This is a genomic window from Caballeronia sp. KNU42 (assembly GCF_053760385.1).
In genome coordinates this window covers 2,553,530-2,566,925 of record NZ_CM132388.1, presented here as the reverse complement: position 1 = coordinate 2,566,925, position 13,396 = coordinate 2,553,530, and the positions used below count along the sequence as shown (strand labels likewise).

Below are 13,396 nucleotides of genomic sequence, written 5' to 3'. Positions count from 1 at the left end.
TGTTAAGGGCTTTGGGCGGTTGTGAGCTGAAGTTGGCGAGCAACCGGTTGTCAAAGACCGTTGGCGGAAGCGCAGTAGTTGGGCGTGACCTTAATGTAAGCCAACGCAGATGGCGAACCCGTAACAGTTTTGGTGTGGTTGAAGTCGGTTGTCGCGTGTCGTGAGATGCGCACTAGCCGGTCGAAATACTCCTGACAGGTCGGACGCCGTTGTTGAACGCGGTGCGCTAAGTTGGCGCATCGAATCTGGAGGTTTAACCGTGCCACTGAACAAAGAAGACAAGCAGGCAGTTGTCGCTGAAGTCGCCGCGCAAGTCGCGAAGGCTCAGACGATGGTGCTCGCTGAGTATCGTGGAATTGCGGTTGGCGATCTGACCAAGCTGCGCGCAAGGGCTCGCGAGCAACAAGTGTATCTCCGCGTGTTGAAAAACACGTTGGCGCGTCGCGCCGTGGAAGGTACGCCGTTCGCTGCGCTGGCCGAGCAGATGACTGGTCCTTTGATCTACGGCATCTCGGAAGATGCCATTGCTGCTGCCAAGGTCGTTAACGACTTCGGCAAAACCAATGACAAGTTGATCATCAAGGCCGGTTCCTACGAAGGCAACGTGATGGACAAGGCGGCTGTGCAAGCACTCGCCAACATCCCGAGCCGCGAAGAACTGCTCTCCAAGCTGTTGTACGTCATGCAAGCTCCTGTTGCCGGCTTCGCGCGCGCTCTGGCCGCGCTCGCTGCGCAAAAGGGTGGCGGCGCTGAAGCTCCGGCTGAAGCTGAGCCGGAAGTTGCTGCTTAACGTACTGCGCTTGGTTGCCTGGTTAGGCTTACAAGATCGCTGGCTGTATCCGAATTCAATTTAGGAGTATTTCAAATGGCAATCGCAAAAGATGACATCCTCGAAGCAGTAAGCTCGATGTCGGTTCTGGAATTGAACGAGTTGGTCAAGGCGTTCGAAGAGAAGTTTGGCGTGTCGGCTGCAGCAGTTGCAGTTGCCGGCCCCGCTGGTGCTGCTGCTGTTGTTGAAGAGCAGACCGAGTTCACGGTGAACCTGGTCGAAATCGGCGCAAACAAGGTGTCGGTGATTAAGGCTGTTCGTGAACTGACGGGTCTCGGCCTGAAGGAAGCGAAGGACCTGGTTGACGGTGCACCGAAGCCTGTGAAGGAATCGGTACCGAAGGCTGCTGCTGAAGAAGCGAAGAAGAAGCTGGAAGAAGCAGGCGCGAAGGCTGAAATCAAGTAAGTTTCGCGGCGCTCTGCTAAGGCTGGCGGTCTATGACCGCCGGCCTTTTTCTGCTTTGTGGGGACAATGTTTTAAGTCGCCGGTTTCGGCAACAAGAACCTCATAGAAGCCAAAGAAAAACATCGGTCAGGCAATCTTGCCGATTCTTTTCTTTGTCTTCTGAAGCGACTGCAGAAGGCAAGTTTGGTCGGGTAGCGGGAAACATAGGCATCCGCTGCCGTCAGCCAGCGGTTGGTAGCGGCCAACCACCAAGCTTCTAGGCTCGTCGTCCCTCCCTGGACGTATGACGAGTCTCAGTCGGTGAACACCGGGTCGTGTCATCGAGGTATCCCGCCTCGGCAACGCCCGCCGTGATTCGGAGATCGTATGCAATATTCCTTCACCGAGAAGAAGCGTATTCGCAAGAGTTTCGCGAAACGCCCCATCGTTCACCAGGTTCCCTTCTTGCTGGCAACCCAGCTTGAATCATTCAGCACATTTCTGCAAGCCGAGACCATCGGGACTCAGCGCAAGGCAGAAGGACTGCAAGCAGCATTTTCATCGGTGTTCCCGATCGTTTCGCACAATGGTTTTGCGCGTCTCGAATTCGTCAGCTACATGCTCTCGCCGCCGGCGTTCAACATCAAGGAATGCCAGCAGCGTGGCCTGACGTACTGCTCCGCCTTGCGTGCCAAGGTGCGCCTCGTGCTGCTCGACAAGGAATCGCCGAGCAAGCCGGTCGTCAAGGAAGTGAAGGAACAGGAAGTCTACATGGGCGAAATGCCGCTCATGACGCCGACCGGTTCGTTCGTCATCAACGGTACGGAACGCGTGATCGTGTCCCAGCTGCACCGTTCGCCTGGCGTGTTCTTCGAGCACGACAAGGGCAAGACGCACAGCTCGGGCAAGCTGCTTTTCTCGGCTCGTATCATCCCTTACCGTGGTTCGTGGCTCGACTTCGAATTCGATCCGAAGGACGTGCTGTATTTCCGCGTCGACCGTCGCCGGAAAATGCCTGTGACAATCCTGCTGAAGGCCATCGGCCTGACGCCGGAACAGATCCTCGCGAACTTCTTCGTATTCGATAACTTCGCCTTGATGGGCGAAGGCGCGCAAATGGAATTCGTGCCGGAGCGCCTGCGCGGTGAAGTCGCGCGCTTCGACATCCAGGATCGCGAAGGCGCCGTCATCGTCCAGAAGGACAAGCGGATCAACGCGAAGCACATTCGCGACCTCGAAGCGGCAAAGACGAAGTTCATCTCGGTACCGGAAGACTATTTGCTCGGCCGCGTGCTGGCAAAGAATGTGGTCGACGGCGAAACGGGTGAAGTGATCGCGAACGCCAACGACGAGATCACCGAAATGGTGCTCGAGAAGCTGCGCGAGTCGAAGGTCAAGGACATCCAGACGCTCTACACGAACGACCTGGATCAAGGTCCGTACATTTCGTCGACGCTGCGTATCGATGAAACCGCTGACCGCATGGCTGCACGTATCGCGATCTATCGCATGATGCGTCCGGGCGAACCGCCGACGGAAGAAGCCGTTGAAGCGCTGTTCAACCGTCTGTTCTACAGCGAAGACGCATACGACCTGTCGAAGGTGGGTCGTATGAAGTTCAATCGTCGGGTGGGCCGCGACGAGATCGTCGGCAAGATGACGCTGGAAGACGACGACATCCTCGCGACCATCAAGATTTTGGTCGAGCTGCGTAACGGCAAGGGCGAAGTCGATGACATCGATCACTTGGGCAATCGTCGTGTGCGTTGCGTAGGTGAGTTGGCCGAGAACCAGTTCCGCGCAGGCCTCGTGCGCGTGGAACGGGCTGTGAAGGAACGTCTGGGTCAGGCTGAAAGCGAAAACCTGATGCCGCACGACCTGATCAACTCGAAGCCGATTTCGTCGGCGATTCGCGAGTTCTTCGGTTCGTCGCAGTTGTCGCAGTTTATGGACCAGACGAATCCGTTGTCGGAAATTACCCACAAGCGCCGTGTATCGGCTCTTGGACCGGGCGGTTTGACCCGTGAACGCGCAGGCTTTGAAGTTCGCGACGTGCACCCGACCCACTACGGCCGTGTGTGCCCGATTGAAACGCCGGAAGGTCCGAACATCGGGCTGATCAACTCGCTGGCGCTGTACGCGCACTTGAACGAATACGGTTTCCTCGAGACGCCGTATCGGAAAGTGGTCGACAGCAAGGTGACGGATCAGATCGACTATCTGTCGGCGATTGAAGAAGGCCGCTATGTGATCGCTCAGGCGAACGCGTCGCTGGGCGAAGGCGGCACGCTGACCGACGAGCTGGTTTCGTCGCGTGAAGCGGGCGAAACGCTGATGGTCACGCCGGACCGCATCCAGTACATGGACGTGGCGCCGTCGCAGATCGTGTCCGTGGCTGCTTCGCTGATTCCGTTCCTTGAACACGATGACGCGAACCGCGCATTGATGGGCTCGAACATGCAGCGTCAGGCTGTGCCTTGCCTGCGTCCTGAAAAGGCCGTGGTCGGCACGGGTATTGAACGTACGGTGGCAGTTGACTCGGGTACGACGGTTCAGGCGGAACGCGGCGGTATCGTCGATTACGTCGATGCTGGCCGTATCGTGATTCGCGTGAACGACGATGAAGCGGTTGCCGGCGAAGTCGGTGTCGACATCTACAACCTGATCAAGTACACGCGTTCGAACCAGAACACGAACATTAACCAGCGCCCGATCGTGAAGGTCGGCGATAAGGTTGGTCGTGGCGACGTCGTGGCCGACGGCGCATCGACCGATCTGGGCGAGCTCGCGCTCGGCCAGAACATGCTCGTCGCGTTCATGCCGTGGAACGGCTACAACTTCGAAGATTCGATCCTGATCTCGGAGAAGGTGGTTGCTGAAGACCGTTACACGTCGATCCACATCGAAGAACTGAATGTGGTCGCACGTGACACGAAGCTCGGACCGGAAGAAATCACGCGCGACATCTCGAACCTGGCTGAAGTGCAACTCGGCCGTCTCGATGAGTCGGGCATTGTGTACATCGGCGCTGAAGTTGAAGCGGGCGACGTGCTGGTCGGCAAGGTCACGCCGAAGGGCGAAACCCAGCTGACGCCGGAAGAAAAGCTGCTGCGCGCCATTTTCGGTGAGAAGGCGTCGGATGTGAAGGATACGTCGCTGCGCGTGCCCTCGGGCATGAGCGGCACGGTGATCGACGTGCAAGTGTTCACGCGCGAAGGCATTACGCGTGACAAGCGTGCACAGCAGATTATTGATGACGAACTGAAGCGTTATCGCCTGGACTTGAACGACCAGCTGCGCATTGTGGAAGGTGACGCGTTCTCGCGTCTCGCCCGTATGCTCAACGGCAAGGTCGCGAACGGCGGTCCGAAGAAGTTGGCGAAGGGCACGAAGATCGACCTGCCGTACCTGGAAGATCTGGATCACTACCACTGGTTCGACATCCGCCTCGCGGACGAAGAAGCAGCGGCGCAGCTCGAAGCCATCAAGGACTCGATCGAACAAAAGCGTCACCAGTTCGATCTGGCGTTCGAAGAAAAGCGCAAGAAGCTGACGCAAGGCGACGAACTGCCGCCGGGCGTGCTGAAGATGGTCAAGGTGTACCTGGCTGTTAAGCGTCGTCTGCAACCGGGCGACAAGATGGCCGGCCGTCACGGTAACAAGGGTGTTGTGTCGAAGATCGTGCCGATCGAAGACATGCCGTACATGGCCGATGGCCGCCCTGCCGACGTCGTGCTGAATCCGCTCGGCGTGCCGTCCCGGATGAACGTGGGTCAGATTCTCGAAGTGCATCTGGGCTGGGCCGCGAAGGGTCTGGGATGGCGTATCGGCGAAATGCTGCAGCGTCAGACCAAGATTGAAGAGCTGCGTGCGTTCCTGACCAAGATCTACAACGAGTCGGGCCGTAAGGAAGAGCTGGACAACTTCACCGACGACGAAATCGTCGAACTGGCGAAGAACCTGCGCGAAGGTGTTCCGTTCGCAACGCCGGTGTTCGACGGCGCGACGGAAGGCGAAATGGAACGTGCGCTGGATCTGGCGTTCCCTGACGACATCGCGAAGCAGTTGGGCATGACGAAGTCGAAGAATCAGGTGCAGTTGAGCGACGGCCGCACGGGTGAACCGTTCGAACGGACGGTCACAGTGGGCTACATGCATTATCTGAAGCTGCATCACTTGGTCGACGACAAGATGCACGCCCGTTCGACCGGCCCGTACTCGCTCGTCACGCAGCAGCCGCTGGGTGGTAAGGCGCAGTTCGGTGGCCAGCGTTTCGGTGAGATGGAAGTGTGGGCGCTCGAAGCATATGGCGCTTCGTACGTGCTGCAAGAAATGCTGACTGTTAAGTCGGATGACGTGGCGGGTCGTACCAAGGTGTATGAAAACCTGGTCAAGGGTGACCACGTGATCGACGCCGGCATGCCTGAGTCGTTCAATGTGTTGGTGAAGGAAATCCGGTCGCTCGGTATCGACATCGACCTGGACCGGAACTAATCGGACTACTGGAGAGACGCAATGAAAGCTCTGCTCGATCTATTCAAGCAAGTCCAACAACCTGAAGTTTTTGACGCGATCAAGATCGGTCTGGCCTCGCCGGACAAGATCCGTTCGTGGTCCTTCGGCGAAGTGAAGAAGCCTGAAACCATCAACTACCGGACATTCAAGCCGGAACGCGATGGCCTGTTCTGCGCCAAGATCTTTGGCCCGATCAAGGACTACGAGTGCCTGTGCGGCAAGTACAAGCGCCTGAAGCACCGCGGTGTGATCTGCGAAAAGTGCGGCGTTGAAGTGACGCTCGCCAAGGTGCGTCGCGAACGGATGGGCCACATTGAACTGGCCTCGCCGGTTGCGCACATCTGGTTCTTGAAGTCGCTGCCGTCGCGTCTGGGCATGGTGCTCGACATGACGCTGCGCGACATCGAACGCGTGCTGTATTTCGAAGCGTACGTGGTGATCGAACCGGGTATGACGCCGCTGAAAGCGCGGCAGATCATGACGGAAGAGGATTACTACAATAAGGTCGAAGAATACGGCGACGAATTCCGTGCCGAGATGGGCGCGGAAGGCGTGCGTGAACTGCTGCGCGCGATCAACATCGACGAACAGGTCGAAGTGCTGCGCACCGAACTCAAGAACACGGGTTCGGAAGCGAAGATCAAGAAGTACGCGAAGCGCCTGAAAGTGCTCGAGGCATTCCAGCGTTCGGGCATCAAGCCGGACTGGATGGTGCTGGAAGTGCTGCCGGTGCTGCCGCCGGAACTGCGTCCGCTCGTGCCGCTGGACGGCGGCCGTTTCGCTACGTCCGACCTGAACGACTTGTATCGTCGCGTGATCAACCGTAATAACCGGTTGAAGCGTCTGCTCGAGTTGAAGGCGCCTGAAATCATCGTCCGCAACGAAAAGCGGATGCTGCAGGAAGCTGTCGATTCGCTGCTTGATAACGGTCGTCGCGGTAAGGCAATGACCGGCGCGAACAAGCGTCCGCTGAAGTCGCTCGCTGACATGATCAAGGGTAAGGGCGGCCGTTTCCGTCAGAACTTGCTCGGTAAGCGCGTTGACTATTCGGGTCGTTCGGTGATCGTGGTGGGCCCGACGCTTAAGCTGCATCAGTGCGGTCTGCCGAAGCTGATGGCGCTGGAACTGTTCAAGCCTTTCATCTTCAACAAGCTGGAAGTGATGGGTGTTGCTACCACCATCAAGGCCGCGAAGAAGGAAGTCGAGAATCAGACAGCTGTTGTGTGGGACATTCTGGAAGAAGTGATCCGCGAACATCCGGTGATGCTGAACCGCGCGCCTACGCTTCACCGTCTTGGCATTCAGGCTTTCGAGCCGGTGCTGATCGAAGGTAAGGCTATTCAACTGCATCCGCTCGTTTGCGCGGCGTTTAACGCCGACTTCGACGGTGACCAGATGGCCGTTCACGTGCCGCTGTCGCTCGAAGCGCAGATGGAAGCGCGCACGCTGATGCTGGCGTCGAACAACGTCCTGTTCCCGGCCAACGGCGATCCGTCGATCGTGCCGTCGCAGGATATCGTGCTGGGTCTTTACTATGCATCGCGTGAAGCGGTGAATGGCAAGGGCGAAGGCATGACGTTCACGGGCGTGTCGGAAGCGATCCGCGCGTACGAAAACAAGGAAGTCGAGCTGGCGTCCCGCGTGAATGTCCGGATTACGGAAAACATTCACAACCCGGATCAAAGCGAAGGCGCACCGAAGTTCGTGCCGAAGATCACGCTGTACGCAACCACCGTTGGCCGTTCCATTCTTTCGGAAATTCTGCCGCCAGGACTGCCGTTCTCGGTGCTGAACCGACCGCTTAAGAAGAAGGAAATTTCGCGCCTGATCAACACGGCATTCCGCAAGTGCGGTCTGCGCGAAACGGTGATCTTCGCCGACCAGCTGATGCAGATGGGTTTCCGTCTGGCTACGCGCGCCGGTATTTCGATTTGCGTCGACGACATGCTCGTGCCGCCGCAGAAAGAACAGATCGTCGGCGATGCTGCCAAGAAGGTGAAGGAATACGACCGTCAGTACATGTCGGGTCTCGTCACGTCGCAAGAGCGCTACAACAACGTGGTCGACATCTGGTCGGCAACGTCGGAAGCGGTCGGCAAGGCGATGATGGAGCAGTTGGCTACGGAACCCGTGGTCGACCGCGACGGTAATCAGACGAAGCAGGAATCGTTCAACTCGATCTACATGATGGCCGATTCGGGTGCTCGTGGATCCGCTGTTCAGATTCGTCAGCTGGCCGGTATGCGTGGCCTGATGGCGAAGCCGGACGGCTCGATTATCGAGACGCCTATCACGGCGAACTTCCGTGAAGGCTTGAACGTGTTGCAGTACTTCATCTCGACGCACGGCGCACGTAAAGGCCTGGCCGATACGGCGTTGAAGACGGCGAACTCGGGTTACCTGACGCGTCGTCTCGTTGACGTGACGCAGGACTTGGTCGTGGTCGAAGACGATTGCGGCACGACGAACGGCGTTGCAATGAAGGCGTTGGTTGAAGGCGGTGAAGTTGTCGAAGCCTTGCGTGACCGGATTCTCGGCCGCGTGACGGTGGCGGACGTCGTCAATCCGGAATCGCAGGAAACGCTGTATGAATCGGGTACGTTGCTCGACGAAGACATGGTCGATGAAATCGAACGCCTGGGTATCGACGAAGTGCGCGTGCGCACGCCGTTGACCTGCGAAACGCGTTACGGCCTGTGCGCTTCGTGCTATGGCCGCGACCTGGGTCGTGGTTCGCGCGTGAACGTCGGCGAAGCGGTGGGGGTTATCGCTGCTCAGTCGATCGGCGAACCGGGCACGCAGCTGACCATGCGTACGTTCCACATCGGTGGCGCGGCGTCGCGTGCGGCTATCGCTTCGTCGGTGGAAGCGAAGAGCAACGGTACGGTGCGTTTCACGGCAACGATGCGTTACGTCACGAATGCGAAGGGCGAACAGATCGTCATCTCGCGTTCGGGCGAGGCGATCATTGCCGACGACCTCGGTCGTGAGCGCGAACGTCACAAAATCCCGTACGGCGCAACGTTGCTGCAACTGGACGGCGCGCAGATCAAGGCTGGTGCACAACTGGCTCAATGGGATCCGTTGACGCGTCCGATCATCACCGAGTGGGGCGGTACGGTGAAGTTCGAAAACGTCGAAGAAGGCGTGACGGTTGCGAAGCAGATCGACGATGTGACGGGGCTGTCAACGCTCGTCGTGATCGACGTGAAGCGTCGCGGTTCGCAAGCGGCGAAGAGTGTTCGTCCGCAAGTGAAGCTGCTCGATGCGCAAGGCGAAGAAGTCAAGATCCCGAACACCGAGCATTCGGTGCAGATCGGCTTCCAGGTCGGCGCACTGATCACCGTGAAGGACGGTCAGCAAGTGCAGGTCGGTGAAGTGCTGGCACGTATCCCGGTTGAAGCGCAGAAAACGCGTGACATTACTGGTGGTCTGCCGCGTGTGGCCGAACTGTTCGAAGCGCGCTCGCCGAAGGACGCCGGCATCCTGGCGGAAGTCACGGGTACGACGTCGTTTGGTAAGGACACGAAGGGCAAGCAGCGTCTCGTTATTACCGACGTGGAAGGGGAACAGCATGAGTTCCTGATCACGAAGGAAAAGCAGGTGCTGGTGCATGATGGTCAGGTCGTCAACAAGGGCGAAATGATCGTTGATGGCCCGGCGGACCCGCACGACATCCTGCGTTTGCAGGGTATCGAAGCGTTGGCTCGTTACATCGTGGACGAAGTGCAGGACGTGTACCGTCTGCAAGGCGTGAAGATCAACGACAAGCACATCGAAGTGATCGTGCGTCAGATGTTGCGCCGCGTGCAGATCGTCGACAACGGAGATACGCGTTTCATCATGGGCGAACAGGTTGAGCGTTCGGACATGCTGGACGAGAACGACCGGATGGCTGCGGAAGACAAGATCCCCGCAACTTACGAGAACGTGCTGCTGGGTATTACGAAGGCATCGCTCTCGACCGATTCGTTCATCTCGGCAGCTTCGTTCCAGGAAACGACGCGCGTGTTGACCGAAGCGGCCATCATGGGCAAGCGCGACGATTTGCGCGGTCTGAAGGAAAACGTGATCGTCGGCCGTCTGATTCCGGCCGGTACGGGTCTCGCGTTCCACAAGGCACGCAAGAGCCGCGAGTTGTCGGATCGTCAACGCTTCGACCAGATTGCAGCGGAAGAATCGTTCGATTTCGGTACGCCTGAAGCCGCACCTGTCGCACCTGCAGAACAGCAGCATCCGGCGGAGTAAGTTCTGGAGTCCGGGCCTTTTTACAGGTTCGGGCTTTCACAACCGATCTGCTAGTACGAGAAGCCGCCCAGGTAAAATCGGGCGGCTTTTTTTTGCTCTATCGATTGGCTAACGTTGAGTCATACGGCGGTCTTGCGGCGCGGTCGTTGGTAAAATCGGGGCACTCACGCTCTGGCGCACTCCGTCTTTCCCATGTCACGTTCGCTCGAAATTCTCAAGGAAGTATTTGGCTACCCCGTTTTCCGGGGGCAGCAGGGCGATATCGTCGATCATGTGGCCGCCGGCGGGGACTCGCTCGTGCTGATGCCGACCGGCGGCGGCAAGTCGCTGTGTTATCAGATTCCCGCTTTATTAAGGCGTGAAGCCGGTTTCGGCGCTGGGATCGTTGTGTCCCCGTTGATCGCGTTGATGCAGGATCAGGTGGCAGCGTTGAGAGAAGTTGGCGTGCGTGCCGCGTGCCTGAACTCGACGCTCACCGGCGCCGAAGCCGCTGCAACCGAGCGCGCGTTGCGTAACGGGGAAATCGACCTGTTGTATGTGGCGCCCGAACGGCTAATGACGCCACGGTTTCTGGATCTGATCGACAGCGTGCGCATCGGCTTGTTTGCGATCGACGAAGCCCATTGCGTCTCGCAATGGGGGCACGATTTCCGGCCGGAATATATTCAACTGTCGGTGCTGCATGAGCGGTTTCCATCGGTGCCGCGGATCGCGCTGACGGCCACCGCCGACGCCATTACGCGCGATGAAATCGTGCATCGCCTGGCGCTCGATGATGCCCGTATTTTCGTTTCCAGCTTTGACCGGCCGAACATCCGGTATCGGATCGTGGAGAAGGACAATGCGCGCGCGCAATTGCTCGATTTCATCCGCGCCGAGCATACGAACCCGGACAAAACCACCGACGCCGGCGTGATCTATTGCCTGTCGCGACGCAAGGTGGAGGAAACCGCGGACTGGCTGAAAAGCCAAGGCGTGCGCGCGTTGCCGTATCACGCGGGCATGGAGTACGAGATCCGTCAGCGGCATCAGGAAATGTTCAAGCGGGAAGAGGGCATAGTGATGTGCGCGACGATTGCTTTCGGCATGGGTATCGACAAACCTGACGTGCGATTCGTGGCGCACCTGGATTTGCCGAAGAGCGTGGAAGGCTACTACCAGGAAACCGGGCGCGCTGGCCGTGACGGAATGCCCGCAAACGCGTGGATGGCGTACGGCCTTGGCGACGTGGTGCAGCAGCGCAAGATGATCGACGAATCGGACGCGGACGATACCCACAAGCGCGTGCAGGGAGGCAAGCTCGACGCGCTGCTTGGGCTGTGCGAAGCGGCGTCGTGCCGGCGGGTGCGTTTACTCGGTTATTTTGGCGAGGCCAGCCAGCCGTGCGGCAATTGCGATACCTGCCTTGAGCCGCCTGAATCGTGGGATGCCACTCGCGAGGCACAGATGGCGCTTTCGTGCGTGTACCGGGCGCATAAGGCCAGTGGCTACCACTTCGGCGCGGGTCACCTGATCGACATCCTGCGTGGCAGCCGGTCTGAGAAACTGCTTCAGCGTGGTCATGAAAAATTGTCCACGTTTGGACTTGGCGCGGCGCTATCAGAGCAGGAATGGCGCGCGGTGTTTCGGCAATTGGTGGCGTTCGGCTATCTGGCCGTCGACCATGACGGGTTCGGCGCGCTAATCCTCACCGAGGCAAGCAAGGCTGTGCTCAAGGGCGAGCAGAACGTGACGTTGCGCAAGTATGTGAAGCCCACGCGTACGAGGCAGTCGTCTAGCCGAACCGGCGAACGTGCGGATCCAACGGCAGGCATGTCGCCGCGAATCAAGGCACGCTGGGAACGCTTGCGTGCGTGGCGCGCAAGCATGGCGAAAAGCGACGGCGTGCCGGCGTACGTGATTTTCCACGACGCAACGCTCGCCGAGATCGCGCGCAACGAGCCCGATTCCATCGAAGATCTCAGCCAGATTCCGGGGATCGGCGCGCGAAAACTCGAGCGTTTCGGCGACGAATTGCTCGAAGTCGTCGGCGCGAACTAACTTTTAACGGTCCGATTACGCCGAAGGGCACCCAAGCTGTTGACCGCATTGGGAATTTCAGATTATGATGCTAGGTTCTCGTTCTTGGATCTGCTAAGAGGTATGCCCTCGGGTTTTCCTCGCATGCACGACCAAGAGCCGGAGTGCTCGGCGCGCAGTCCGTTTTGCTTTGCCCGAAACGGGAGCGTCGATTTTGATCAATTTAGGAATAGACAATGCCAACCATCAATCAATTGGTTCGCAAAGGCCGCGCTTCAGAAACAGTGAAGAGCAAGTCGCCGGCTTTGCAGGACTGCCCGCAGCGTCGCGGCGTGTGCACTCGCGTGTACACGACGACGCCGAAGAAGCCGAACTCGGCACTTCGTAAAGTTGCAAAAGTTCGTTTGACGAACGGTTTCGAAGTTATTTCGTACATCGGTGGTGAAGGCCACAACCTGCAGGAACACTCGGTCGTGCTGATTCGCGGCGGTCGTGTGAAAGACTTGCCGGGTGTGCGTTACCACATGGTTCGCGGCTCGCTGGATACCCAGGGCGTCAAGGATCGTAAGCAAGCTCGCTCGAAGTACGGTGCGAAGCGCGCTAAGGCCAAGTAAATTCTTGCTGGTCGAGTTGTACGTGATTCATACAGGTTGCCCTTAACGGGGCGTTCAAGCGGTGGTGCCGGAAGTGCCGGCGCTGTCGAGTAAGTGGTCACCCGGCCAAGCTGGTTAGTCAGAGCAATGCGCAGGACAGTGCGTACGCAAATGCGCGTTTAGATGGATCGGGTTTGTTGGTGACCGCGGGGCTTGTGCGAGAAAAGCACGGCTCCAACTGAAAAATCAAAGGAAGAAACATGCCGCGTCGTCGCGAAGTCCCCAAACGGGACATTTTGCCGGATCCGAAATTCGGCAACGTAGATGTAGCCAAGTTCATGAACGTGATCATGCTGTCGGGCAAGAAGTCGGTTGCCGAGCGTATCGTTTATGGTGCTTTTGAACAGATCCAGACCAAGGGTGGCAAGGACCCGCTGGAAGTGTTCACGGGTGCGCTCAACAACGTGAAGCCGGTGGTCGAAGTGAAGAGCCGTCGCGTTGGTGGTGCGAACTATCAAGTTCCAGTCGAAGTGCGTCCGTCGCGTCGTATGGCATTGGCGATGCGTTGGTTGCGCGAAGCTGCGAAGAAGCGCAGCGAGAAGTCGATGGCCCTGCGTCTCGCAGGTGAGCTTTCGGAAGCCGCGGAAGGCCGCGGCGGCGCGATGAAGAAGCGCGACGAAGTTCACCGGATGGCAGAAGCCAATAAGGCGTTCTCGCACTTCCGCTTCTAAGGCTGTTTTTAGGCCTCCCGACCTGGGACGAACGGAAAAACCTCCGGGCGGGTGCGCTTACAAAGCGCCTCGCCCGT

Annotated in this window: 7 protein-coding genes; all 7 read left to right on the top strand. The window is 58.4% G+C overall.

Annotated features, from left to right (window positions below; translation table 11 throughout):
- Positions 1-259 precede the first annotated feature (259 nt).
- Complete coding sequence (gene rplJ, locus ACSOSP_RS11535; RefSeq protein WP_051888606.1) at positions 260-790, top strand: 50S ribosomal protein L10; 531 nt, start codon at positions 260-262, stop codon at positions 788-790.
- A gap of 75 nt (positions 791-865) precedes the next feature.
- Complete coding sequence (gene rplL / locus ACSOSP_RS11530) at positions 866-1,234, top strand: 50S ribosomal protein L7/L12 (RefSeq protein ID WP_062092985.1); 369 nt, start codon at positions 866-868, stop codon at positions 1,232-1,234.
- Between the two features lie 366 nt (positions 1,235-1,600).
- Positions 1,601-5,707 carry a DNA-directed RNA polymerase subunit beta gene (rpoB, locus tag ACSOSP_RS11525; protein ID WP_031361591.1) on the top strand — a complete coding sequence of 1,369 codons (4,107 nt, stop codon included), beginning with the start codon at positions 1,601-1,603 and terminating at the stop codon, positions 5,705-5,707.
- A 21-nt stretch (positions 5,708-5,728) separates the two neighbouring features.
- Complete coding sequence (gene rpoC / locus ACSOSP_RS11520) at positions 5,729-9,976, top strand: DNA-directed RNA polymerase subunit beta' (protein ID WP_089166628.1); 4,248 nt, start codon at positions 5,729-5,731, stop codon at positions 9,974-9,976.
- Positions 9,977-10,168: 192 nt separating this feature from the next.
- Positions 10,169-12,016, top strand: a complete 1,848-nt coding sequence (gene recQ, locus ACSOSP_RS11515) for a DNA helicase RecQ (RefSeq protein ID WP_455306720.1) — start codon at positions 10,169-10,171, stop codon at positions 12,014-12,016.
- 215 nt (positions 12,017-12,231) lie between these two features.
- Positions 12,232-12,609: a 30S ribosomal protein S12 gene (rpsL, locus tag ACSOSP_RS11510; protein ID WP_031361588.1), complete on the top strand. Its 378-nt coding sequence runs from the start codon at positions 12,232-12,234 to the stop codon at positions 12,607-12,609.
- 239 nt (positions 12,610-12,848) lie between these two features.
- A complete protein-coding gene (gene rpsG / locus ACSOSP_RS11505) occupies positions 12,849-13,319 on the top strand; it encodes a 30S ribosomal protein S7 (protein WP_031361587.1) in 471 nt (156 codons plus the stop codon).
- Positions 13,320-13,396 lie beyond the last annotated feature (77 nt).